Here is a 22700-nt window from a genome sequence, read left to right on the forward strand (position 1 = left end):
TGCCCGAAAAAGACGTCTTCAGGATGCAGCGGGGCGCACGCGATCAACCATCCAGCCGAGCGCCCAGCCATTCCTCCAGAAAGCGCACGCACACCCGCACGTTGGCCGTGGTCCCCAGCCGCGCCAGATAGATCGCCCACACGTCCGCCGGCTGGTGATACGCCGGCAGCACCCGCACCAGGCTGCCGTCGGCCAGGCTGTGCCCGATGTCCCAGATCGAGCGCAGGATGATGCCGTGGCCGTCGATGCCCCACTGGTGCACCAGCTCGCCGTTGTTGGTCGACAGCGCGCCTTTGACGCGCACGGTGTCTTCGCCGTCCGGGCCGGCCAGCTTCCAGCGACCGAAATCCTGGTCGCGCTCGCGGATCACGATGCAGTCGTGCTGCGCCAGCTCGGCCAGTTCGGCGGGCATGCCCCTGCGCGCCAGGTAGGCCGGCGCCGCGCACAGCACGCGCTGGTTGGCGGCGATGCGGCGCGCGATCAGGTGCGGCTCCTGCACCTGGCCGACCCGGATGTCGAGATGGAAGCCCTCGGCGACCAGGTCGACCGGCCGGTCCAGCAGTTCCAGCTGCACTTCAAGATCGGGGTAGGCGCGCGCCAGCGCCGAGATCGCCGGTCCGACGCGGTTGCGCCCGAAACCCGAACTGGTGCATACGCGCAGCAGCCCGCGCGGCGCGCTGCCTTTCTGCGAGATCGCTTCCGCCAGCTGGTCGACGTCTTCCTGGATGCGCTGCGCCCACTGGTGGACCACGGTGCCGTGCTCGGTCAGGGCCAGCCGGCGCGTGGTCCGGTGCAGCAGGCGCACGCCGAGCGCTTGCTCGAGCACGGCGATGCGCTTGCTGACGAAGGCGTTCGAGACGCCCAGCTCGAGCGCGGCCGCGGCAAAGCCCTGCTTGCGCACCACGGTGCAGAACAGGTTCAGGTCTTCCAGCAGCGATTTGCTGGGGAGCGGCAGATTATTCACGCTGCGTGTTCTTTGGATTCACGAAATGGGGGATTATATGTTCGATCGTATTCGATATCATGCTCACCATCGCAACGTCGGAAAGAAAGCCCCCCACCATGAAGACCCAGAAGATTGCAGTGATCGCCGGCGACGGCATCGGTAACGAAGTGATGCCCGAAGGCCTGCGCGTGCTGGAAGCTGCCGCCCGCCGCTTCGGCCTCGACCTCGAGTTCACCACCATGGCGTGGGCCAACTGCGACTATTACCTGAAGCATGGCCAGATGATGCCGGACGACTGGCGCCAGCAGCTGGAAGGGATGGATGCGATCTATTTCGGCGCCGCCGGCATGCCCGACCTGGTGCCCGACCATATCTCGCTGTGGGGGTCGCTGCTCAAGTTCCGCCGCGATTTCGACCAGTACGTCAACCTGCGTCCGGTGCGCCTGATGCCGGGCGTGCCCAGCCCGCTGGCCAACCGCAAGCCGGGCGACATCGATTTCTACGTGGTGCGCGAGAACACGGAAGGCGAGTATTCGTCGGTGGGCGGCCAGATGTTCGCCGGTACCGACCGCGAATTCGTGCTGCAGGAATCGGTGTTCACGCGCAAGGGCACCGACCGCATCCTCAAGTACGCCTTCGACCTGGCCCAGAGCCGTCCGAAAAAGCACCTGACTTCGGCCACCAAGTCGAACGGCATCTCGATCAGCATGCCGTACTGGGATCAGCGGGTGGAAGCGATGGCGCCGTCCTACCCGGACGTCAAATGGGACAAGTACCACATCGACATCCTGTGCGCGCGCTTCGTGCTGTCGCCGGAACGCTTCGACGTCGTGGTGGCCTCGAACCTGTTCGGCGACATCCTGTCGGACCTCGGACCGGCCTGCACCGGCACCATCGGCATCGCGCCGTCGGCCAACCTGAATCCGGACCGCAGCTTCCCGTCGCTGTTCGAGCCGGTGCACGGGTCGGCGCCCGACATCTTCGGCAAGAACATCGCCAATCCGATCGGCATGATCTGGTCGGGCGCGATGATGCTCGAGTTCCTCGGCAACGGCGACGAAACATTCCAGGCCGCGGCCGACGCCATCATGAAGGCGATCGAACTGTCGCTTGCCCAGGGGCCGAAGACCCCGGACCTGGGCGGCAGCGCCAACACCACCGAAGTCGGCAAGGCGATCGCCGCCGCGATCTGAGCGGCGCGCCGGGTGCGCGGCTCAGTGGGACTCAGTGCCAGCGCACCGGCATCAGCATCTTCGAACGGCTCCAGCGCGCCAGCACGTTGGCGCACATGCGCCACAGCCCGAGGTGGCCCATCACGTGGCGCTGGTAGGTCAGCTTGTACATCGCCAGCGCGAACGTGCCCTTCACGCGCAGGTGGTGGCTGCCGATCGCGCGGCGCAGGATGCCGACCGCGTCGCCGCGGCCGAGCGACACCAGCGTGCCGTAGTCGCGGTACTGGAAGCCCTTGAGCTGGTTCGGCTTCTCGTGCGTCAGCAGTTTCGCCAGGTAGATCGCCTGCTGGCGCGCCGCCTGGGCGCTGGGCGGCGCCATCGCGGTCTTGTCCGGGTTCTGCAGCGTCGAGCAGTCCCCCAGGGCAAAGATCTGCGGGTCGGTCAGGCTGCGCAGCTGGCCGTCGACCAGCACCTGGTTGCTGCGGTTCAGTAGCACGTTCAGGCGGGTGCTGAAATCCGGACCCTTGACGCCGGCCGCCCATACCGTGATCGCGGCCGGGAATACGCGCCCGTCGACGGTCGCGACCTCGCTCTCGCGCACCTCGGCAACCGCCGTGTCGGTGCAGATCTCGATTCCCATCGCTTCCAGCTTGCGCACCGCCAGGCTCGACGCCTGCGCGTCCAGCGACGGCAGCACCTGCGGCCCGCGCTCGACGATGCGGATGCGCACCTGGTGCGGCGCCGCCAGGCCGGACAGGCCGTAGTGGGCCAGCGTGTCGACCGTGTGGCGCAGGTCGGCCGCCAGCTCGATGCCGGTCGGACCGGCGCCGACGATGACGATGTCGAGTGCTGGCGCGGCCGACTGGGCGTGCAGGCTGCGGCGCCGTCCGGCCGCTTCGCACAGGTTCAGGAAGCGCTTGCGGAAGGTTTCAGCGCGTTCCACGCTGTCGAGCGACAGGCAGTGCTGCTCGGCGCCGGGAATGCCGAAGAAGTTCGTCACCGAGCCGTAGGCCAGCACCAGGCGGCCGTAGCCGATCAGGGTGTGGCTGCTGTCGCCGCCATGGCCGTCGTCGAAGCGGCGGCCGCGCACCGTCAGCGTGTGGCGGGCCCGGTCGACGTGTACCACTTCGCCGCACAGGAAGGTGAAATGGTTGTCGATGGCCTGGCGCGCATAGTCGATGGTGTGGCTGGCCGGGTCGATGGTACCGGCCGCGACTTCGTGCAGCAGCGGCTTCCAGAAGTGGGTGGGCGCGGTGTCGATCAGGATCACGCGGTCCTTGTGGAACGGGCCGAACTGGCGTCCAAGCCGGGTCGCGAGTTCGAGGCCGGCGACGCCGCCGCCGACGATGACGATGGATTGCATGGTGGTCTCCAGAAGGCGCTTAGTGGCGGGTGTCGGGGCGGACGATGGTGCGGGTCTTGCGGCGGGTGACGCGCACCGCCTTGCGTTCGGCCTGCACGCCGATGCGGGCGGTGCGCGCGGCGGCGATCGCATGCGGCGAGGCGGTCACGGCCAGCGCGTCGTCGGGTGGCACGCCCATCTGGTCGAGCACGACGGAATAGGGGGACTTGGGGCCGCGGGTCTTGAAGTCGGCGCCGGTCAGCACCACGGAAAAGATATGGTGGGCGGTGTCGCCGAAGCGGCGGCGCAGCTGCTGCTCCGCCTGCGGATAGGGCAGTTCGGAGATCAGGGCGCAGGGCAGGCCGTGTTCGACCGCTTCGTCGAGCAGGCGCTCGGCATCCAGGCCGGCAGGCGCGGTATCCGTGCCGGGGAAAGCGGATAAGTCGAAGATAAGCGCTTGTGCCGTCATGATGAACTCCTTTTCTGAACTATTGACGCTGAATGGTGTTCACTATACGGCTGAGCAGGCTAAAATAAAAATAAATAATTTTCGAAATCTAATAAGTAAAAGCTTATATGTATCCAGCCAGCTTCAAACAACTGCAAGCCATCGTGCACGTGGCGCGCCACCAGAGCGTCTCGCGCGCGGCCGAGGCGATGCACGTGACCCAGCCTGCCGTCTCCCTGCACCTGAAACTCCTCGAGGAGGCGGCCGGCGTGCCGCTGACGCGGCGCCAGGGCCGCACCATCCAGCTGACCTCGGCCGGCGAACTGCTGGTGGGCTACGCCGAACGCATCCTCGGCCTGTGGGAAGAGGCGGGCGACGAGATCGCCGCGCTGAAGGGCGTCACCACCGGTACCCTGCGCATCGGCGCCGTGATGACCGCCGAACACCTGCTGCCGCCGATGCTGGTGCGCTTCACCACCGGCCGGCCGCACGTGCGCATCAAGCTGCAGGTCGGCTCGCGGCCCGAGGTGCTCGGCATGCTGAGCCGCGACGAGATCGACCTCGCCATCATGGGCACGCCGCCGCGCGAATTCCCGACCCACGCCAGCCGCTTCGCGCGCCATCCGATGGCGTTCTTCGTGGCGCCCGGGCATCCGCTGCTGGCCAAGGCCACGGTGACGCTGGCCGACATCGCCGACCACAACCTGCTGGTGCGCGAGCGCGGCTCGGGTACGCGCGCCGCCATCGACCGGGTGTACGAGGACGAGGGCGTGCCGCTGGCGATCGGGTCCGAGTTGTCGAGCAACGAGGCGATCAAGCAGATGACGGCCGCCGGGCTGGGCGTGGCGTTCCTGTCGGTGCACGCCTGTACGCTGGAAGTGCGCAACCGCCTGCTGAATGTGTTGAGCGTCCCCGGCGTTCACGTGCAGGGCGAGTGGCATGTGATGCACAAGGCGGCGCGGGCGATTCCGACTGTAGCGGCCTCGTTCGAGGAGTTCATGGTCGAGCATGGGCAGCAGGTCATTTCGGATGAGCTGGAAAACCTGGCGTGGGAGCGCTGACGCATCGGTCCAGCCCGATTCGATACAATGCCTGCCAGCCGCATGACCCAGGGAGAAACCGCGCGTGAACGCACTTGAAAAAACCAGCAACTTCGTAGCAAAAACCTTTCCGCTCTGGGTCGTCCTGTTCGCCTGCTGCGGCTTCTTCGCCCCGCAGCTGTTCGTCGGCTACAAGTCCTGGATCGCGCCGCTGCTCGGCATCGTCATGTTCGGCATGGGCCTGACGCTGTCGGCCGACGATTTCCGCGAAGTCTTCCGCCGTCCGCGCGACGTGGTGATCGGCGTGGTCGGCCACTACCTGATCATGCCCGGCATCGCCTACGTGCTGGCGATCGTGCTGCGCCTGCCGCCCGAGATTGCCGTCGGCGTGATCCTGGTCGGCTGCTGCCCGAGCGGCACCGCCTCCAACGTCATGACCTTCCTGGCCAGGGGCGACGTCGCGCTCGGCGTCTCGATCGCGCTGGTGTCGACGCTGATCGCGCCGCTGGCCACGCCGGCGCTGGTGTCGCTGCTGGCCGGCAAGTGGATGGCCATCAATACGCAGTCGCTGTTCCTGGACATCGTGCAGGTGGTCATCGTGCCGATCGCGCTCGGCCTGATCGTCAAGGCACTATTCCGCAAGGGCGCCGCGGCCAGCGTCAAGGCGCTGCCGCTGGTGTCCACGCTGACGATCGTCTTCATCATTGCCATCATCGTCGGCCTGAACCGCTCGAAGATCGCCTCGAACGGCTTGACGATCCTGACCGCCGTCATCCTGCACAACCTGCTCGGCTTCGCGCTCGGCTACGGCTTTGCGCGGCTGTTCGGCATGGACCTGGCGAAGCGCAAGGCCGTGATGCTGGAGACCGGCATGCAGAATTCCGGCCTCGGCGCGGCCCTGGCGGCGGCCCATTTCAGTCCGCTGGCGGCCGTGCCGAGCGCGCTGTTCAGCGTGTGGCACAACCTGTCCGGATCGGCGCTGGCGACCTGGTTTGCGCGCAAGCCGAATTAGCCGCTTCCGAATGGGACGGTACCAGTCAAGTTATTGATCGTTCATGGCGGCCGCGGCCCAAGCCACCCAACTGTCGATACACTGCGGCGAACAGTTGGAGACACGATGCTACGCTGGATCATTCTGCTTGCCGCGCTGCTCGCCAGCCCGGCCATATGGGCACAGGGCTGGGTGCAATCGGCCGGCACCGCCGCCGACTTCGCACTGGCTGGCCCGAAGGGCGCCGCCCGCATCGTGCTTGCGCCGACGGACGCGAAAGTCGTCGAGCACGCGGTGCGCGACCTGGCCGCCGACATCGCGCGTGTCAGCGGCCGCAAGCCGGAACTGGTCACCGCGAAGGAGGCCGCCGCCGGCGCATCCGCGGTGCTGGTCGGGACTCTCGGCAAAAGCCCGATCGCCGATGCGCTGGCCGCCAGCGGCAAGCTCGATCTGTCCTTTCTCCTCGGCAAGTGGGAAAGCTTCGTCATCGCCACGGTCGAGCAGCCGATGCCGGGCGTGCCACGCGCGCTGGTGATCATCGGCAGTGACCCGCGCGGCACTGCGTTCGGCATCTACGAGCTGTCGCAGGCGATCGGCGTGTCGCCCTGGACCTGGTGGGCCGACGTCGTCCCGGCGCGACGCGACGCCCTGTACGTGAAGGCCGGCCTGCGCCGTTTCGGACCGCCCTCGGTCAAGTACCGCGGCATCTTCATCAACGACGAGGACTGGGGCCTGCGCCAGTGGGCCGCGAGAACCTACGAGCCGGAACACGGGAACATTGGCCCCAGGACCTATACCCGCATCTTCGAACTGCTGCTGCGCCTGAAGGCAAACACGCTGTGGCCGGCCATGCATCCGGGGACCCGGCCGTTCAACAGCTTTCCTGAAAACGCCGCGCTGGCCAGCGAATACGGCATCGTGATGGGTTCGTCCCACGCCGAGCCGATGCTGCGCAATAACGTCGGCGAATGGACCGACGCGCCCGACAGGTACAACTACGCGACCAATGCCGGGGGCATGCGCACCTACTGGGAAGCGCGCGTGGCCGCCAACGGCCGCTACGAGAACATCTACACGATCGGCACGCGCGGCATCCACGACGGCGCCATGCAGGGGCCGAAGGCGGTGCCGGAGCGGGTCGCGCTGCTGCAGCAGATCTTCGCCGACCAGCGCGCGCTGCTGGCCAGGCACGTGAACCCGCAGGTCGACAAGGTGCCGCAGCTGTTCGTGCCCTACAAGGAAGTGCTGGCGCAGTACCAGGCCGGCATGCAGGTGCCGGACGACGTTACGCTGATGTGGACCGACGATAACTTCGGCTACGTGCGCAGTTTTACGACGCTGGCCGAGCGCAGGCGTGCGGGCGGCTTCGGCGTCTACTATCACGTCTCTTACCTGGGCGCGCCGCTGTCCTACCTGTGGCTGAACACGACACCGCCGGCGCTGATCTGGGAAGAGATGAAGCGCTCGTACGACGCCGGCGCCGATCGCGTCTGGATCCTGAACGTGGGCGATCTCAAGCCGGCCGAAATCGGCACCGAATTCTTCCTGCAGATGGCCTGGGACATCGGGCGCTGGCGCCCGGACAACTTGCCGGACTTCCTCAAAACCTGGGCGGCGCGCGAATTCGGACCGGCCAGGGCGGACGACATCGCGGCGATCATGAACGACTACTACCGCCTGAATTTCCAGCGCCGTCCCGAACACCTGCAATGGTGGCTGCCGAAGGAGCAGCCGCGCCGCAGTTCCATGACGCCGGCGCAGGCGGATGCGCGCCGGCGCGCGTTCGCCGGCCTGCGCCGGCGCGTCGATGCGCTCACGCCCGTAATCCCGGCGGCCAGCCGCGACGCCTGGTTCGAGCTGGTCGCCTATCCGGTGCAGGCATCGGCGCTGGCCAACGAGCGCTTCCTGGAGGGCGAGCGCGGCCATCGCGATGCGGCCGAAGCGGCCGACGCGGCGCTTCAAAAGCTGACCGCCCACTGGGACGGCGGCCTGGCGGGCGGCAAGTGGAAACACATCATGGCCGAGAACCTGCCGGCCGGGGAGTGGCCCTCGTTCCGCACCGCCCAATGGACCATGCCGGCGTATCCGTTCGGGCCGCCGGCCACGCCGACGGCCACAGCGGAGACCGTGCTCGAAGCCGAGCATTTCGACGGCCAGCGCAACGCCGGCGCGGCTTCATGGCAGGCAGTGCCCGGCCTCGGCACCAGCGGCAGCGGCGCCGTGGTGCTGGTGGCGCCCGACGGCGCCGGCATCGCGCCCGAACGCGCCGCCGACGCGCCGCGCCTCGACTACGACCTGCATCTCGCCCAAGGCGGCGTGCTGACGGTGCGCGCCAAGCTGTTGCCGACCCATCCCGGCGCCGGCAAGCTGCGCTTCGCGCTGGCGCTCGACACCGGCGCGCCGCAAATCGTCGAGATGGCGAACCGCGACAGCGGCGCCGAATGGGCCGAGGGTGTGCTGAACAATGCGCGCACGGTCACTGCCAGCCTGGGACCGGCGGCGGCGGGCAGGCACGTGCTGCGCCTGTACGCGATCGATCCGGGTGTGGTGGTCGATACGCTGGCGGTCGGCACCGCCGGACCGTGAAACGGTACGATCAGAAATACCTGACCCAAGCCTTGCCGCTCTCGCGCTTGTAGCGGCCGAAGCGCCTGGCCGGCCAGTACAGCAGCACCGGCAGCAGCACCGCGATCGCCCACACCTGCCAGACCTGGCCCACGTCTGCCCGCGGCACGCCGAGCACGGCGGCGGTCAGTTTCTGCAGGGCGAGCAGGGCGTACAGATGCAGCAGGTAATAGAACAGCGGCGCGCCCCCGAACACGGCCAGCACCCTGGTGGCCAGCGTGTCGCTGCGTTCGATCCAGGCCAGCGCCAGCAGGCCGCAGCCAAGCGTCAGCAGGATGAAGTCGAGCGAGGGTGGATACTTGGTGAAGTTCAGGAAGGCCATCGCCGTATGCAGCGCGTCGGCCTGCGCGGTCCAGGGCACCGGCTCGCCGTACAGGTTCACGCTGCGCAGCGCGACCAGCAACGCCAGCCCGGCCGTACCGGCCAGCACCAGCCAGCGCCGGCGCCAGGCCGGGGCGGCGCTGCGCGCGTACAACGGACCGCAGGCATGGCCGAGCAGGATCACGCCGATCCAGGCCAGCACCGGGTAACTGGCCTTGATGCGTACCGGATCGGTCATCAGGAAACCGCGCTGCTCGAGCACGGTCCAGGCGAGCGATGCCGCGCTGCCCGGCTCGAACGCGACGCTGGCGAGCGCATTGTGGCCGGCCACGATCGTTCCGCCCACTAGCGCCAGGGCAGGCAGCGGCAAGCGGTGCAGCAATGCCAGGACCAGCATCGACAGGCCGATTGCCCAGATCACCTGCAGGTAGACGATCGAGGGCACGAGGGTGCCGGTCCAGGCAAAGTTGACGGCCGTGATCTCGAGCGCGACCAGCAGCAGGCCGCGCTTGACCAGGAAGCCGGTGGCGTGGCGTGCGCCCGATGGCGGGTGCGCGTACAGCCAGGCCGAGAGGCCGGTGAGGAAGACGAACATCGGCGCGCAGAAGTGGGCCGCCAGGCGCGTGAAGAACAGGCCGGGATCGGTCGCCGCCGGGTCCATCGGATCGCTGACCTGGTGCTGCATGAAGAAGGTTTCGCGTACGTGGTCGACCGTCATCAAGAGCATCACCAGGCCGCGCATGACGTCGATCGATGCGATTCGTTTGCTGGGGTTGTTCATACGGGCGCTTTCAATAACGGTAGGACAGGGTGGCGCTGGCGCTGCGGGTGCTGCCGGGAGCCACCCACAGCTGGCTGTAGGCGCTGGCAAAGTAGCGCCGGTCGAACAGGTTGTCCACGTTCAAGGCCAGGCGCCAGTGCTTGTCCGGCGCATATGCCGCGAGCAGCCGCGCCGTGGTGTAGGCCGGCAAGCGGAAGTCGCTGGAGGCGGCGACGTCGCCGAAGCGTTGGCCGACGTAAGTGAGGCCTGCGCCGAGCGATGCGCCGTCGTCGCCGGCGACCAGCAGCAGGTTGCCACTGTGGCGCGGTACGTTCGGGAAGCGGCTGCCGCTGCGGATCGTGTTGTCGCCATGGGTCACGCGCGCGTCGGTGTAGGCATAGGCTGCCGAGAGCCGCAGGCCGCGCCGCAGCCGGCCCGCGAGGTCGAGCTCCAGGCCCTTGCTCGCCACTTCGCCCGCCGGCAGCGAAAAGTCGGTGTTGACCGGATTCGGGGTCAGCACGTTGTTCTTGTCGATGCGGTACAGGGCCAGGGTGGCGGCGATGCCGCCCGGCGTCTCGATCTTGGCGCCGATCTCGTGCGCGCGGCTGGCCTCGGCCGGGAAGGCGGCGTTGTCGATGCCGATGCCGCTGTTCGGGCGGAAGCCGCGCGCACTCGATGCGTACAGTGACGTCGTCGCGGTCGGCTGGTAGACCAGGCCCGCACGCGGACTGGTGGCGTGCAGCCGCTGGCGGTTGACGGCGGCAGTGCGATGGTTGATCACGGTCTGGCGATAACGGTCGAAGCGTACGCCGACCAGCGCCTTCCAGCGCGGCGCCAGCGTCAACTGGTCCTGCGCGTACAGCGCCTGCGCGCGCTGGTGCTCGACGGTGTCGATCGACAGCGCCAGCGGGGCGGCGGCGGCGCCGTACACCGGGGCCTGGATGTCGATCGCATACGGGTTCGCCGCGGACGGGTTGCGCCGCATCTGCACCCGGGTATCGTCGAAGCGGTAGCCATCGGCGCCGAACAGCAGGCCGTGGCCCACGCCCCAGGTGGTGGCGCTGCCGAGCAGCTCGACGCGCGCCGAGCGGTCGGTGGCCGAGAAATCGCGGTGGCGGCGCTGGCGCCGCAGCGTGCGGCCATCGGCCAGCAGGTCGTTGGCTTCGCTCGAATAGCCTTGCAACGCGCTGTCGCGGTACGCTGCGCCGCCTTGCAGCAACCAGCCTTCGCCCAGCCCGTGCTGGACGAACAGCTGGTGCCCCAGCGACTTCACCGTCATCGGCCCGTCGGCCGGCTCGCCCAGGAAGCGCGAGACCGGCAACGCACCGGGCCCGTCGAGCCGTCCGCCGATGGCCGGGATGCCGCGGTCGAACGGCGTGCGCTGGCGCGTGGCCTCGATCTCGTACGAGACCGTGGTGTCGTCGCCCGCATGCCACAGGAAGGAGGGCGCCGCGTAGGTGCGCTCGGTGTGCAGCAGGTCGCGGAAGCTGTCGCCGTCCTGGTGCGCCAGGTTGAGCCGGTAGGCGACCGTGCTCGAGAGCGGGCCGGTGAGGTCGGCCGCGATCCGGCGCGTGCGGAAGCTGGCCAGTGACAGGTCGACGCCGTATTGCGGGGCGAAACGCGGTTTCCTGGTCAGGATGTTGACGGTGCCGCCGGGTTCGCCGCGGCCGTACAGCGCCGACGCTGGGCCTTTCAGGATTTCGATCGACTGCGTGCCGGCGGCGTCGCGCATGCCGTTATAGCCGCGGCTGGCGCTGAAGCCGTTGACCAGGTAGTCGGCGCCGAAATTCGGGTCGCCGGTGAAGCCGCGCATCGCGTAGCTGTCCCACAGACCGCCCAGGTCGCTCTGGCGCGCGATGCCGCTGGCCAGGTCGAGCGCGCCGGACAGGGTCGTCACGCCGGCATCCTGCAGCAGGTCGGCGCCGAGGGTGCGCACGCTTTGCGGCAGGTCGAGCGGCAGGGCGTCGGTCTTGGTTGCGCCGGCCACGGCCAGGCTGCGGTAGGCGCCGCGCTGGCCGGTGACGACGACGCTGTCGGCGACGGCGTCGCTGACGGGTTGCGCCGGCGCAGGGCAAGGGAGGGTACCGGCGAGCAGCGCCAGGCACCCGATCGGGGTGGTTCTCATGATGTGGTTTCCTTCAGCGGCGAGCGGGATCACCGGCCGCGTACAGTCGTAATGTGGCCCGGCGTGCGCGCACGGCCAGGTCGCGCCCTGGGGCGCCGGATGTGACTACGTCTGGAGGAAAGCGGGCGGGCCTTGTGCGGGCGGCAGCAGGAAGGGCGCCGCCGCGGGCGCCGGCCCGGTGGCCTGCGCATGGACCAGCGCGTGCACCAGCGACCAACCGGAAGCGACCGGCGCCAGCGTGGTCGGCGGCGGGGCCGCATGCGGCTGCGCGTGCAGCGTGCACGAGACGCAATGCGGCGTCTTCGCATGCAGCTCGTGGTGGTGTTCGGCAGTGCCGAGGATCTGCAGCAGGAAGACGATCGCCATCAGCCATGGCAGCATCCTGCCGCAGCGGCGTGCTGCGGCGGGTCGGCAAAGGCGGGTCAGGGCGTCGATCATGTCGTGCGTTGCTGCTGGGGACCGGCGATTGTACTGCAAGTCAATGCGCCTGCCCAAAGATCATGAACACTGCAGCACGATGCGGTCGACGACGGCATGTGCCGGATGGCCCGCACGACCGTGCGAATACCTGTTTGCAGACAGCCCGATCCAGGCGTATGCTGTCCCTACACAAAGCCAAAAATGCATGGAGACAAACATGAACATTCGGCACGCCCCCTCCCATCTTGCAACCCGTTTTCACCAGCCGCTGCGTTTCGGCCGCGTCTGGCGCGGCCACGAACTGTTGTTGCGTGTGATCCAGATCGCGCTGCTCCTCACCTTCGCGGTGCTGGGTGCGCAGTGGGTCGCGCGTGGCGTGCGGATGCTGGTCGAACAGTTCACCTGATCGCGTCCAGGCCTGAGCGCGCCACGCCGACCGGATTGGCCGGCCAGTAGCTGTCCAGCTTGAGCTCCTTCAAGCTGGCGTTCAGGAAGCTGCGGTCGATCCAGCTGTCGATGTCGAAGCGGTTCCGGATCAGCCGGAACTGGTAGGCATGCTCGACCGCGTCCTTGTAGCGCGCGGTCAGGAAAGGGTCGAACAACGGGCTCAGGCGCACCCGCAGCGGCTGGCTGGCATAGTCTTCCTTCCAGTGCTCGATTTTTGCCGTGCCCGTTCGCGCCCACAGCTGGAAGACTTCTTCGCGGTTGGCCTCGTCCGAACCCCAGCGCGCCGACTTCAGCACGGCCTTGACCAGGCGCCGCGTATGCTCGGGATAGCGGGCCGCAAAGTCGTCGGTCACCAGCACGTGGCTCTGGCGCGTGAACACCGGCGAATCGCCGTTGCTGGTGTAGACGATGCGCGCCGCGCCCTTGTCGCGCAGCTTGAGCAGGTCGTAGGCGCCGAATGCGGCGTCGATGTCCTTCGTGGTCAGCGCCGCCTGGGCCGTCGCGGTGTCGAGGTTGATCGCTTTCAGGTCGCGTTCCGTCATGCCGTTGGCCGCCAGCAGGCGGTCGATCGGCAGCTGGCCGTTGGTGCCCTTGAAGATGGCCACGCGCTTGCCACGCAAATCCTTCACCGAACGGATCGGCGAATCGGGCGGCACCGCCAGGTAGATGTTGCCACGCACGCCGGTGGCGAGGATCAGGCGCGTCTTCAGCCCGGCGGCCTTGCCGATGATCGACGGCAGGTCGCCCTGGTAGGCGAAATCGAGCTGGCGGTTGCTGAGTGCCTCGTTCACCGCCGGGCCGGCGCCCTTGAAGAAATACCATTCCACCTTGATGCCGTCCGCCTTGAATTCCTGTTCGATGGCGCCGGTAGCCTGGGCGATGGCGAGCGAGGAGCCGGCGATCAGCGGCGGGTTGCCGTAGGCCGGCTGGGCAACGCCGATGCGGATCACCGCCGGCTTGGCGGCGGCTGCGGCAGCGGCCGCCAGGGCGGGCGCGCCGGCCAGCGCCATGCCGGCGGCGAGTTGGAGCGAGCCTGCCAGGATGCTGCGTCTTGCGTGATTCATGGTCTGCCTTTGTCGATGTGAAAATAAGAGCCGGTGCCGGCGCACGCGCAGGTGTGCAGGCCGCGCCGCCATTCCCAGCCCAGCTGCAGCAGGAACAGCAGCGCCAGCAGCCCGAAGCCGGCCGGCGTGCCCAGCTGCTGGCTGAGCAGGCCGCCGAGTACTGCGCCGACCAGGCCGCCGCTCGGTCCGGCCAGAGAAAACATGCCGCCGGTGCGGCCGCGCCCGAGTTCCTGCGCCAGCCGGGCAAAGCGCGCCACGCTGGTCAGGTGCTGCAGGCCCAGCCCGAGACCGAGCAGCAGCGCACCGGCCCACAGCATGGCCGGCACCAGCGGATTGGCGAGCAGCAGTTCGGCGCCGAGGAGCAGGGCGAAGGCGCTGCAGTAGCGCCGGCCCTCGGGCCAACGCGCGACCAGGGTGCCGCCCGCGAGCAGGGTCAGCAGGAAGGCGGCGCCCTGCAGCGTCACCAGCCCGGCAGCCTGCTGCGGCGGCATGCCGAAGCGGCGCATCGCCAGCAGGATCACGAACACGGTGAAGTAGGACATCGCGACCTGGCCCAGGAATTCGATCAGCATGGTGCGGCGCAGGTCGGCGCGGCTGCCGATCACGCGGAACTGGTCGAGCAGGCGGCCAATAAAGGGCGTGGCATCGCCGCCGCGTCCCGGCGGTGCCGCCGACAGCACCCGCTCGCCGATCAGCAGCGTGACGCACAGGCCGGCCGCCACCAGCATGAAGGTGTGCGCATAGCCGGCCAGGCCGAGCAGCCAGGCGCCCAGCAGCGGGCCGACGAAGAACATGCCGGCGCTCTGCGCGGCGCGCTGCCAGCCGGCGCGGGCCGCGCCGATGCGTGGCAGCAGGTGCAGGAATTCGGTCTGCGTGCTCACCATCCGGAACGGATTGAGCAGCCCGAACACCACCACGCAGGCCACCAGTTGCCACGGCGTGGATGCCTGGCTGAACCCGGCCAGGAACAGCAGCACGCCGCCGCCGCAGCCGATGCGGAACAGCAGGCGGCTGCCGTGGCGGTCGATCAGGGCGCCCAGCGGCAGCGACAGCAGCAGCATGCCGGCGAACTGCAGGCCACCGACCAGCCCGATCTGCCACGGCGTGGCGTGCAGCGCTGCCGCGTACAGCGGCAGCACCACCTTGGCCACGCCGTTGGAGGCGCCGGCCAGCACGCCCAGCAGCATGAAGCCGGCCAGGTAGCGCTCGCCCGGTGCCGGCACCTCGGTTGCGCCGCCCATGTCAGCGCAGCGCGAAGCCGAGGCCGGCCAGTGCTTCCTGCAGCCGGTCCCGCCCCTTCAGGTCGGCCGCGCTGCGCAGGCGCGCCAGCGAATGCTCGCTCCACGACGTCGGCGGCAAGCCCTGGGACGCATAGAACGCGTGCATCGCCGCGTCGTAGCTGGCGACTTCCTGTTCGACCGGCGCCGGCGCGTACTGTTCGCGGTACAGCACCGAGGATTGCGGCAGGCGTGGCTTGATGCTGCTCGGGCGCGCCGGGTCCGGGCGGCCGACGCACAGGCCGAACACCGGGTACACGCCGTCGCCGGCAGCGATGCCGAGTTCCGCCGCCACCGCTTCCGGCTGGTTGCGCAGGGCGCCGATATAGACCGTGCCCAGGCCGAGCGACTCGGCGGCGTTGACCGCGTTCTGGGCCGCCAGCGCGGCATCGATCACGCCCATCAGGAAGGTATCGAGGTAGTCGGCGCCGTCGAGCTGGCGCCCACGCTGCGCGGCCAGGCGCTTCAGGCGCGACAGGTCGACCAGCCAGGCCAGGAACAGCGGTGCTTCGCGCACCTGCTTCTGGCCGCCGACCAGCTCGGCCAGGCGCCCCTTGCGGGCGTCGTCCTGCACCGCCACCGCGCTCCAGACCTGCAGGTTGGACGAACTGGGTGCCGATTGCGCGGCCGCCACCAGCAGGTCGAGGGTAGCGGGCGGCAGCGCTTCCGGCAGGAAGGCGCGCACCGAGCGGTGCGCAAACAGGGTTTCCAGCACCGGGTTGAGGGCGCCGGCGGCAATCGCCGGGGCATCCTGGCCGGTGCCGTAGCGGGCTTGCAACAGATCGAATGGATTGGACATGAGACCTATATTTATATGAGGGTTACCAGGAAAACTGCCAGTCGGCGAAGCCGGACGGCGGCGCCGGCTGCACCAGGCGCGCCGGCGGCTGGTCGGAAAACTCGGCCAGCACGTCGTCCTTGATCCCGGCAAAGGCGAAGCTGCCGCGGTCGCGCGGCCGCGGCAGGTCCACGTCGACGATCCGCTTGATGCGGCCCGGACGCGGTTCCATGATCACCACGCGGTCGCCCAGGTACACGGCTTCGTCGACGTCGTGGGTGACCAGGATCGCGGTGATGCCTTCCTGTTCCCAGATGCGCTGCAATTCCTGCTGCAGGTGGTTGCGGGTCAGGGCGTCGAGCGCGCCGAATGGTTCGTCCAGCAGCAGCACTTCCGGGCGGTTGACCAGCGCGCGTGCAATCGCCACCCGCTGCGACATGCCGCCGGACAGCTGGTAGGGGTAGGCGCTTTCGAAGCCCTTCAGGCCCACCAGCTCGATATGCTCCTGCACCGATCTGGCCTTGGCCGCTTCGGGCAGGCCGGCGTTCAGCAGGCCAAGGCTGACGTTCTGCGCCACGGTGAGCCAGGGGAACAGCCGGTGTTCCTGGAACACGATCCCACGTTCCAGGCTGGTGCCGACGATGCGTTTGCCGTCCAGCAGGATCTCGCCCTGGTATTCGTTTTCCAGGCCGATGACGAGGCGCAGCAGCGTCGACTTGCCGCAGCCGCTGGAGCCGACGATGCTGATGAATTCGCCGGGCCGTATCGACAGCGAGATGTTGTCGAGGACCGGCAGCGTGCTGCCCTTGACCCGGTATTGCTTGCTGAGCTGGCGGATTTCCAGCGTGCCTGCGTGTGCCATCTTTTCTCCTGAAATAAAACGGTATCGATCAGTACTGGCCGGCCGACGGACCGCGCCAGCGCAGCAGCCGCCGCTCGAGCGCGCCCGCGACAAGGTTGAGGGTAAAGCCGACCAGCCCGACCACGGCCACGCCGAGCAGCACCTGGTCCATCCACAGGTGTTCGCGGCCGTCGGTCAGCAGGTTGCCGATGCCGATGCCCGAGGTCAGCAGGTATTCGGCGCCGAGCGTGGCCAGCCAGGCGTAGATCAGGGCCAGGTGGACACCGGTGAAGATCGAGGGCAGGGCGGCCGGCAGTACCACCCGGCGCAGCATCTGGGTGCGCGTGAAGGCAAAGGTGCGCGCCACCTCGACCAGTTCGCGCGGCACGCCGCGGATACCTTCGAAGGTATTCAGCAGCACCGGGAAAAAGGCCGCCAGCGACAGGAACACCACTTTCGCGGTGTCGCCCAGGCCGAACCACACCGAGATCAGCGGGATCCAGGCGAACAGCGAGATCTGCTTGACCGTGTGCAGGGTCGGGCCGACCAGGTTTTCCAGCAGGCGCGACAGCCCCAGCGCGGTGCCGGCCGCGAGCCCGGCCAGGCTGCCCAGGGTGAAGCCGGCCAGGTCGCGCGCCAGCGAGGCGCCCAGCGACAGCCACAGCTGGCCGCTGCCGGACATGCGCACGGCGGTCTCCCAGACCTTGTCGATCGGGACGAACATCACCGTATCGGTCCAGTGGAAGTGGAACATCGCCCACCACCAGGCCAGCAGCAGGGCCGGCAGCGTGGCGCCACGGACCAGGCGCCGGCGCTCGTCTGCATTCATGAAAATCGTCATGCGTGTCTCCTCCATCAAAAAGCGTCGCGGCGCCAGCGCAGCAGGCGCGTCTCGATCAAGGCCAGCAGCTTGTCGAGCGCGTAGCCGAAGGCGCCGACCACCACCACCGCCGCCATCACGACGTCGAGCTGGTACAGCTGGCGGCCGTAGACGATCAGGAAGCCGAGGCCTTCGGACGAGGCCAGCAGCTCGACCGCGACCAACGCCAGCCAGGCGTGGGTCAGTCCGTAGCGGATGCCGTTCCAGATCTGCGGCAGCGCCGCCGGCAGCACCACCCGCCGCAGCAGTTGCCAGCGCGTGAATCCATACACGCGCGCCACCTCGATGAAACGGGTCGGCACGCCCTCCAGCCCTTTGTAGGTGTTCAGCGCGATCGGCATCCCGGCCGCCTTGGCGATCAGGATGATCTTCAGCGCCTCGCCGATCCCGACCAGCATCATCAGGAGCGGCAGCCAGCCGACCGACGGCACCTGCGCGACCAGGCGGAAGCTCGGGTACAGGTAGTCGCGCACGCGCGGCGACAGCCCCATGGCGATGCCGAGCACCAGCCCGGCCGCTGCGCCGATCGCGAAGCCGACCAGCACGCGCCACAGGCTGATCCACAGGTTGTCGGCCAGCTCGCCGCTGCGGACCAGGTCGAGGAAAGTCGCCAGGACCATGCTTGGGGGCGGCAGGATCTGCGGCGGCAGCCATTCGAATTCGGCGGCCAGGGTCCAGAGCAGCAGCAGGGCCAGCGGGAAGGGCCAGGACAGCGCGAAGCGGGTCAGTGCCTGGCGGTTCCAGCGCAGGCGGCGGGTGGGACGCGTTTGTCCCTGCGCCTGTTCCTGTGCCGGCAGTGCAGCAGCGTGTGTATTCATGCGCATCTCCCTCAGTGTCCCGACCCATGTTCCGGCCCGCGCCAGTGCAGCACGCGGGCTTCGAGCGACGCCGCAGCACGGTTCAGCGCCATCCCGACCACGCCGATCAGCAGCATGCCGACGATGATCAGCTCGACGTGGAAGCCGGCCTTGCCGCGGATGACGACGCTGCCGATGCCGTGCGCCGCGCTGCCCAGCAGGTATTCGGCGCCGATGGTGGCGAGCCAGGCGTACAGCAGGGCCAGGTGCAGGCCGGTGGCGATCTGCGGCGCGGCGGCCGGCAGCACCAGGCGCCAGCTGCGCTGCCAGCGCGTGAAACCGAGCACGCGCGCCACCTCGAACTGGGCGCGCCCGACGCTGCGCACGCCTTCGAAGGTGCCCAGCGCCACCGGATAGAAGGCGGACAGCGCGACGAACAGGATCTTGGCGGCTTCGCCGGTGCCGAGCCAGGTCGACAGCAGCGGCAGCCAGGCGAACAGGGAGATCTGCTTGAGCGTGTGGAAGGTCGGGCCCACCAGCCGCTCGGCCCAGCGCGACACGCCCAGCAACAGGCCGAGCAGGATGCCGGCCGCACTGCCGGCGGCAAAGCCGGCCAGGTCGCGCAGCAGGCTGGCCTGGAGCCCGGCCAGCAGTTCGCCGCCGGTGATCACTTTCGAGGCGGTGGCGAGGACGGCGCCGGGCGGCACGATCAGCCTGGTGTTCACCAGCTGCAGCGCGGTCAGGGCATACCACAGCGCCAGCAGGGCCAGCGGCAGCACCAGGCCGCGCAGGTCGGCTTGGCGTAGTTTGTATACGAGATTCATGACAGGTTCCTCAGTAGGCGCGCCGCTGCCAGCCCTGCACGCGCGCTTCGCCCCAGGCCAGCAGGCGGTCGAGCACGATGCCGACGGTGCCGACGGCCAGCATGCCGACTACCACGATGTCGAGCTGCAGCAATTGGCGGCCCCACACCATCAGGTAGCCGATGCCTTCGCTCGACGCCAGCAGTTCGACGAACACCAGCGCCAGCCAGCCCTGCATCACGCCCTGGCGCAAGCCGCTGAAGATGCCGCCGGCGGCCGCCGGCAGCACCAGGCGCCGGATCGTCTGCGCAAGGCTGAAGCGGTAGACCGCGGCCACTTCCAGCAGCGCGCGCGGGATGTTGCGGATGCCCTGGTAGGTGTTGACGGCCACCGGCACCACCACCGCGATCGAGATCGCCGACACCTTGAGCGCCTCGCCGATGCCGGCGAAGATGATCAGCAGCGGCACCCAGCCGATCACCGGGAATTGCGCCGCCAGCTGGAAGCTCGGGTACAGGTAGGCCCTGGCGGCGGGCGAGATCCCCATCACCGTGCCGAGCAGCAGGCCGCCGCCGCCGCCGAACAGCAGGCTCCAGCCAAGGCGCTTCAGGCTGATCGCCAGGTTCAGGGTCAGGTCGCCGTTCTGCCACAGCTCGACCAGCGAGTCGCGCACCAGCGCCGGTGGCGGCAGGATCTGCTCGGCGAGCCAGTGGCGCTCGACCGCGTATTGCCACAGGCCGAGCAGCAGCAGCGGCAGCACCAGGCCGGCGGCCAGTGCCAGGAGGCGCGCGCCCAGCGCCGGCGCCAGGGTGCGCCAGGGCGCTGGCGGCGCGCTTGCCGCGGCAGGCGCCGTGTAGGGAGCGGAGGTGGAAGCCGTGTTCATGTCGTCACCGGGTCCAGGTAGTTACTTCTGCGCGACCTTGGGCTTGCCGGCCGCATTGAACTCCGGCCAGTAGCCTTCCAGCTTGAGTTCCTTGAGCGCCGTGTTCAGGTATTGCGGCGCCAGCCAGCCGTTGAGGTCGACGTCGCGCCGGATCAGCTTGAACTCCTTGGCCTGCACGATCGATTTCTTCAGGTTGTCGACGAAGTAGTCGTCGAGCAGCGGCGACAGGCGCCACTTGAGCGGGGTGTCGGCGAAGGTCTTCTGGTATTCGTAATAGCTGGTGCCGGAGTTGGCCCACAGCTTGTACTGCGCCTCGCGGTTCTTTTCGTCCGAGCTCCAGGCCGCGACCTTGATCAGGGCCGTGACCACGCGCTGCACGATGTCCGGGTACTTGCGCTCGAACTCTTCCGACACCCAGAACACGCCCTGCGAGGTCAGGTCCGGGTCCGGTCCGGTTTCGTAGATCAGCTTGCCCACGCCGCGCGCCGCCAGGTCAAAGGGTGCGATGAAGCCGGCCTCGACGTCCTTGGTGGCGATGGCCGCGCGCAGCGTGTCGCCGTCCATGCTGACCGTCTTGAAGTCGCGCTCGGTCAGGCCGTGCTTTTTCAGGATGCGGCCGAGGGCCAGCTGGCTGGCGGTGCCCTTGAACACGGCCAGGCGCTTGCCCTTCAGGTCTTCCAGCGACTTGGCCTGCGAGTCGATCGGACCGGTGATGTAGGACGAGCCGAAGCGCGTGTACGAGAACAGGATTTTCGTGCGCAGTCCGGTCGAGCGGCCGATGATGATCGGCAGGTCGCCATGGTGGGCGAAGTCGGCCAGGCCGTTTGCCAGCTGTTCGTTGGTGGCCGGGCCGGCGCCGGGGTTGAAGGTCCACTGGATCTTGATGCCGTCCTTGGCGAATTCCTTTTCGAGCACGCCCTGCTGGTGGGCGGTCGAGATGATGGTGCCGCCGGTGATCGGGCGGCCGCCGGTGCCGGCGCCCGAATACGAGATGCGGATGATTTTCGGCTTGTCCTGGGCCTGGGCCGCCGTCGGCAGCGCAAGGGCCAGGCTGCCGGCCGCGATGAGGCCCAGCAGTGCGGCGAAGGGTTTGAAGCGTGCGAGAGTCATGTGGTTTCCGATGTGATTGAGGCGGATGCGGTGCGTGCTCAGAAGCCGAACTGGAACTGCGCCAGCAGCTCTTTCGAATTGCGTACGGCCGGGTTCTCGTACTGGTAATAGTTCAGGTTGAGCTGGAACTTGGTGGTCTCGGCGAAGAACAGGTTGAAGCCGGCGGTCGAGATCTTGCTCTTGTCGCGCACGGCGGCCAGGTTCGGGTCCCAGATGTCGTAGCGCGCGAACAGCTGGTAGGACTTGGGCCAGTAATCGTCGTACTTGGCCTGGGCCCGCGAACTGGCCACCCATTGTTCGCCCCAGGTGTAGAAGGCGGTCAGGTACTGGCCGCGCGACTTGATGTCGGGACCGTTGGCGGCAACGCCGTCGCGGCCTTCCGCGTATTCGTAGGTAATGCCGAAGGGCGCGTGGTTGTAATAGATGTCGGCGCCGTAGCGGTCGCGTCGGCCCTGGCCGCTGACCGTGGTCGAATTACCGGTGACCAGGTTCTTCTTGCCTTTGTAGGCCGAGAGGCCGAACTTCAGCTCCCGGAACAGGCTGTAGTAATCGACCGGCAGCGTGAACGCGACGCGCCCGATCCAGTCCTTGCCGTTGTTGTCGTCCGACTTGTTCGGACCGCTGCCGTTGACCACGCCGAGCGCGTACTCGAGCAGCGGCGCGCGGTAGTTGAAGCCGTAGTCGACGTAGGGGTCGTAGTCGCCGCGCACGATCAGGCCGATCTGGCGCGTGCCGACGCCCAGGCCGCCCAGGAACTGGGCGTTGTTGATCACCGGGCGCAGTTCCTCGCCGATCTGGGCTTCCAGGCCGAACGGGATCTGCTGCTGGCCGAAGCTCAGGGTCAGGCGCGGGTCTTCCAGCCCGGTCAGGGTCGGGAAGGGACTGTAGCGCACGTAGGCGTCGGTCACGTTCAGCTGGCTGCCGTCGGTGGCCGGGCTGTTCCTGGCGTAGGCGAAGGCAAGCCGGTAATCGAGGTTGCGGCCTTCCGAATAGTCGCGGTACAGGCTGCCCGCAAAGTTGAGCGTGGCCTGCGGGATGTCGAAGCTCGAATTGCGGTTGGTGGCGACGCTCGAGGTGCCCGTGCGAACCGACGGGGTCTGGGCGCTGGCGCGTGCCTGCACGCTGCCACCGATGGTGGTGCCGCGCGTGGTGAGCGCGGTCTTGGTCTCGCGGCTGCGCTTCTGTTCGTACTTGTAGTTTTCGAGGTCGGTGCGCAGGCCGTCGATGTCGTTCTTGGTCGCGATGTCGACTTTTTCGCCGGCGCTGCCGATGGTTTCCGAGGTGATGGTCTGGGTGCCGCTGGCCTGGTCCTGCACGGCGCCAACCGCGGCCTGGCCCGGTACCGCCTGCGCCTGGCCGGCCTGCACCTGCTTCTGCAGGGCGCTGACCACGGCCTTGAGTTCCTCGATCTGGCGCTGCAATTCCTCGTTGCTCTGGCCTGCTGCCTGGGTGGCGCCGGCGATGGTCAACAGACCTGCGCCGATTATTTTTTTAGGTAGATGCTTCAAACACTGCTCCTGTCGTCTTGGTGCCTGCTCTTTGTTTTGCAGGATTCATGCCATCCGGATGGCGTGTTTTTTCGGGTTTTTCAGGGCACGGCTGTCGCCGCCCCAGCAGCCGGCCAACAGTT

General features: G+C 68.2%; 21 protein-coding genes. 5 read left to right on the forward strand and 16 right to left on the reverse strand.

Annotation, left to right across the window (positions count from 1 at the left end; translation table 11 throughout):
- Window positions 1-43: 43 nt before the first annotated feature.
- Window positions 44-964, reverse strand: a complete 921-nt coding sequence (locus tag FBX97_RS06360; protein WP_141829622.1) for a LysR family transcriptional regulator — start codon at window positions 962-964, stop codon at window positions 44-46.
- A gap of 98 nt (window positions 965-1062) precedes the next feature.
- Between FBX97_RS06360 and FBX97_RS06365 the strand changes: the two genes are divergently transcribed.
- Window positions 1063-2139, forward strand: a complete 1077-nt coding sequence (locus tag FBX97_RS06365; RefSeq protein WP_141829624.1) for a tartrate dehydrogenase — start codon at window positions 1063-1065, stop codon at window positions 2137-2139.
- Window positions 2140-2170: 31 nt separating this feature from the next.
- On the opposite strand, the gene FBX97_RS06370 is transcribed toward FBX97_RS06365, so the two are convergent.
- A complete protein-coding gene (locus FBX97_RS06370; RefSeq protein WP_185748490.1) occupies window positions 2171-3481 on the reverse strand; it encodes an NAD(P)/FAD-dependent oxidoreductase in 1311 nt (436 codons plus the stop codon).
- A gap of 19 nt (window positions 3482-3500) precedes the next feature.
- A complete protein-coding gene (locus FBX97_RS06375) occupies window positions 3501-3929 on the reverse strand; it encodes a hypothetical protein (protein ID WP_141829628.1) in 429 nt (142 codons plus the stop codon).
- A 107-nt stretch (window positions 3930-4036) separates the two neighbouring features.
- On the opposite strand from FBX97_RS06375, the gene FBX97_RS06380 reads away from it, so the two are divergent.
- The 3 genes from FBX97_RS06380 (at window position 4037) to FBX97_RS06390 (ending at window position 8525) form a co-directional block, all read left to right on the forward strand.
- Window positions 4037-4969 (forward strand): LysR family transcriptional regulator, encoded by a 933-nt coding sequence (locus tag FBX97_RS06380; RefSeq protein ID WP_141829630.1) that lies wholly within the window; start codon window positions 4037-4039, stop codon window positions 4967-4969.
- Between the two features lie 64 nt (window positions 4970-5033).
- On the forward strand, window positions 5034-5960 hold the full coding sequence (locus FBX97_RS06385; protein WP_141829632.1) for a bile acid:sodium symporter family protein: 927 nt from the start codon (window positions 5034-5036) through the stop codon (window positions 5958-5960).
- A gap of 105 nt (window positions 5961-6065) precedes the next feature.
- A complete protein-coding gene (locus FBX97_RS06390; RefSeq protein ID WP_141829634.1) occupies window positions 6066-8525 on the forward strand; it encodes a glycosyl hydrolase 115 family protein in 2460 nt (819 codons plus the stop codon).
- A 10-nt stretch (window positions 8526-8535) separates the two neighbouring features.
- Here the strand turns inward: FBX97_RS06390 and FBX97_RS06395 are convergent, their stop codons facing one another.
- The 3 genes from FBX97_RS06395 to FBX97_RS06405 all read right to left on the reverse strand — a co-directional run bounded on the left by FBX97_RS06395 (window position 8536) and on the right by FBX97_RS06405 (window position 12136).
- A complete protein-coding gene (locus FBX97_RS06395) occupies window positions 8536-9666 on the reverse strand; it encodes a DUF1624 domain-containing protein (protein WP_141829636.1) in 1131 nt (376 codons plus the stop codon).
- 10 nt (window positions 9667-9676) lie between these two features.
- A complete protein-coding gene (locus FBX97_RS06400) occupies window positions 9677-11770 on the reverse strand; it encodes a TonB-dependent siderophore receptor (protein WP_141829637.1) in 2094 nt (697 codons plus the stop codon).
- A 105-nt stretch (window positions 11771-11875) separates the two neighbouring features.
- Complete coding sequence (locus tag FBX97_RS06405; RefSeq protein ID WP_185748491.1) at window positions 11876-12136, reverse strand: hypothetical protein; 261 nt, start codon at window positions 12134-12136, stop codon at window positions 11876-11878.
- Window positions 12137-12407: 271 nt separating this feature from the next.
- Here FBX97_RS06405 and FBX97_RS06410 point away from each other — a divergent pair, with 271 nt between their 5' ends.
- Window positions 12408-12596, forward strand: coding sequence for a hypothetical protein (locus FBX97_RS06410; protein ID WP_141829641.1), 189 nt, complete (start codon window positions 12408-12410; stop codon window positions 12594-12596).
- On the opposite strand, the gene FBX97_RS06415 is transcribed toward FBX97_RS06410, so the two are convergent.
- The 10 genes from FBX97_RS06415 to FBX97_RS06460 are packed head-to-tail and all read right to left on the reverse strand — an operon-like array spanning window position 12589 to window position 22578.
- Complete coding sequence (locus tag FBX97_RS06415; RefSeq protein WP_141829642.1) at window positions 12589-13701, reverse strand: ABC transporter substrate-binding protein; 1113 nt, start codon at window positions 13699-13701, stop codon at window positions 12589-12591. The two genes, FBX97_RS06410 and FBX97_RS06415, sit on opposite strands and share 8 nt — an antisense overlap.
- Window positions 13698-14942 (reverse strand): MFS transporter, encoded by a 1245-nt coding sequence (locus FBX97_RS06420; protein WP_141829644.1) that lies wholly within the window; start codon window positions 14940-14942, stop codon window positions 13698-13700. The genes FBX97_RS06415 and FBX97_RS06420 overlap by 4 nt, the downstream gene beginning before the upstream one ends.
- A 1-nt stretch (window position 14943) precedes the next feature.
- A complete protein-coding gene (locus tag FBX97_RS06425) occupies window positions 14944-15777 on the reverse strand; it encodes an NADPH-dependent oxidoreductase (protein ID WP_141829646.1) in 834 nt (277 codons plus the stop codon).
- Window positions 15778-15799: 22 nt separating this feature from the next.
- Window positions 15800-16618: an ABC transporter ATP-binding protein gene (locus FBX97_RS06430; RefSeq protein WP_141829648.1), complete on the reverse strand. Its 819-nt coding sequence runs from the start codon at window positions 16616-16618 to the stop codon at window positions 15800-15802.
- A gap of 28 nt (window positions 16619-16646) precedes the next feature.
- Window positions 16647-17438, reverse strand: a complete 792-nt coding sequence (locus tag FBX97_RS06435; protein WP_255517323.1) for an ABC transporter permease — start codon at window positions 17436-17438, stop codon at window positions 16647-16649.
- Between the two features lie 14 nt (window positions 17439-17452).
- Entirely contained in the window at window positions 17453-18295 is an 843-nt protein-coding gene (locus tag FBX97_RS06440; RefSeq protein WP_141829651.1) for an ABC transporter permease, read from the reverse strand.
- Between the two features lie 11 nt (window positions 18296-18306).
- Window positions 18307-19098: an ABC transporter permease gene (locus FBX97_RS06445; protein WP_141829653.1), complete on the reverse strand. Its 792-nt coding sequence runs from the start codon at window positions 19096-19098 to the stop codon at window positions 18307-18309.
- Between the two features lie 10 nt (window positions 19099-19108).
- Complete coding sequence (locus tag FBX97_RS06450) at window positions 19109-19960, reverse strand: ABC transporter permease (protein WP_141829655.1); 852 nt, start codon at window positions 19958-19960, stop codon at window positions 19109-19111.
- A gap of 21 nt (window positions 19961-19981) precedes the next feature.
- Complete coding sequence (locus FBX97_RS06455) at window positions 19982-21070, reverse strand: ABC transporter substrate-binding protein (protein WP_221631750.1); 1089 nt, start codon at window positions 21068-21070, stop codon at window positions 19982-19984.
- 38 nt (window positions 21071-21108) lie between these two features.
- Window positions 21109-22578 carry a DUF3138 domain-containing protein gene (locus FBX97_RS06460; RefSeq protein ID WP_141829656.1) on the reverse strand — a complete coding sequence of 490 codons (1470 nt, stop codon included), beginning with the start codon at window positions 22576-22578 and terminating at the stop codon, window positions 21109-21111.
- Window positions 22579-22700 lie beyond the last annotated feature (122 nt).

The sequence above is a fragment of the Herbaspirillum sp. SJZ107 genome (assembly GCF_006715485.1).
GTDB lineage: Bacteria > Pseudomonadota > Gammaproteobacteria > Burkholderiales > Burkholderiaceae_D > Telluria.

Excerpts from the sequence above, each read along its gene's own strand:
- FBX97_RS06365 (WP_141829624.1), top strand. The coding sequence starts at position 1,063 with ATGAAGACCCAGAAGATTGCAGTGATCGCCGGCGACGGCATCGGTAAC.
- FBX97_RS06370 (WP_185748490.1), bottom strand. The coding sequence starts at position 3,481 with ATGCAATCCATCGTCATCGTCGGCGGCGGCGTCGCCGGCCTCGAACTC.
- FBX97_RS06375 (WP_141829628.1), bottom strand. The coding sequence starts at position 3,929 with ATGACGGCACAAGCGCTTATCTTCGACTTATCCGCTTTCCCCGGCACG.
- FBX97_RS06380 (WP_141829630.1), top strand. The coding sequence starts at position 4,037 with ATGTATCCAGCCAGCTTCAAACAACTGCAAGCCATCGTGCACGTGGCG.
- FBX97_RS06390 (WP_141829634.1), top strand. The coding sequence starts at position 6,066 with ATGCTACGCTGGATCATTCTGCTTGCCGCGCTGCTCGCCAGCCCGGCC.
- FBX97_RS06395 (WP_141829636.1), bottom strand. The coding sequence starts at position 9,666 with ATGAACAACCCCAGCAAACGAATCGCATCGATCGACGTCATGCGCGGC.
- FBX97_RS06400 (WP_141829637.1), bottom strand. The coding sequence starts at position 11,770 with ATGAGAACCACCCCGATCGGGTGCCTGGCGCTGCTCGCCGGTACCCTC.
- FBX97_RS06405 (WP_185748491.1), bottom strand. The coding sequence starts at position 12,136 with ATGGCGATCGTCTTCCTGCTGCAGATCCTCGGCACTGCCGAACACCAC.
- FBX97_RS06410 (WP_141829641.1), top strand. The coding sequence starts at position 12,408 with ATGAACATTCGGCACGCCCCCTCCCATCTTGCAACCCGTTTTCACCAG.
- FBX97_RS06415 (WP_141829642.1), bottom strand. The coding sequence starts at position 13,701 with ATGAATCACGCAAGACGCAGCATCCTGGCAGGCTCGCTCCAACTCGCC.
- FBX97_RS06420 (WP_141829644.1), bottom strand. The coding sequence starts at position 14,942 with ATGGGCGGCGCAACCGAGGTGCCGGCACCGGGCGAGCGCTACCTGGCC.
- FBX97_RS06425 (WP_141829646.1), bottom strand. The coding sequence starts at position 15,777 with ATGTCCAATCCATTCGATCTGTTGCAAGCCCGCTACGGCACCGGCCAG.
- FBX97_RS06430 (WP_141829648.1), bottom strand. The coding sequence starts at position 16,618 with ATGGCACACGCAGGCACGCTGGAAATCCGCCAGCTCAGCAAGCAATAC.
- FBX97_RS06435 (WP_255517323.1), bottom strand. The coding sequence starts at position 17,438 with ATGACGATTTTCATGAATGCAGACGAGCGCCGGCGCCTGGTCCGTGGC.
- FBX97_RS06440 (WP_141829651.1), bottom strand. The coding sequence starts at position 18,295 with ATGAATACACACGCTGCTGCACTGCCGGCACAGGAACAGGCGCAGGGA.
- FBX97_RS06445 (WP_141829653.1), bottom strand. The coding sequence starts at position 19,098 with ATGAATCTCGTATACAAACTACGCCAAGCCGACCTGCGCGGCCTGGTG.
- FBX97_RS06450 (WP_141829655.1), bottom strand. The coding sequence starts at position 19,960 with ATGAACACGGCTTCCACCTCCGCTCCCTACACGGCGCCTGCCGCGGCA.
- FBX97_RS06455 (WP_221631750.1), bottom strand. The coding sequence starts at position 21,070 with ATGACTCTCGCACGCTTCAAACCCTTCGCCGCACTGCTGGGCCTCATC.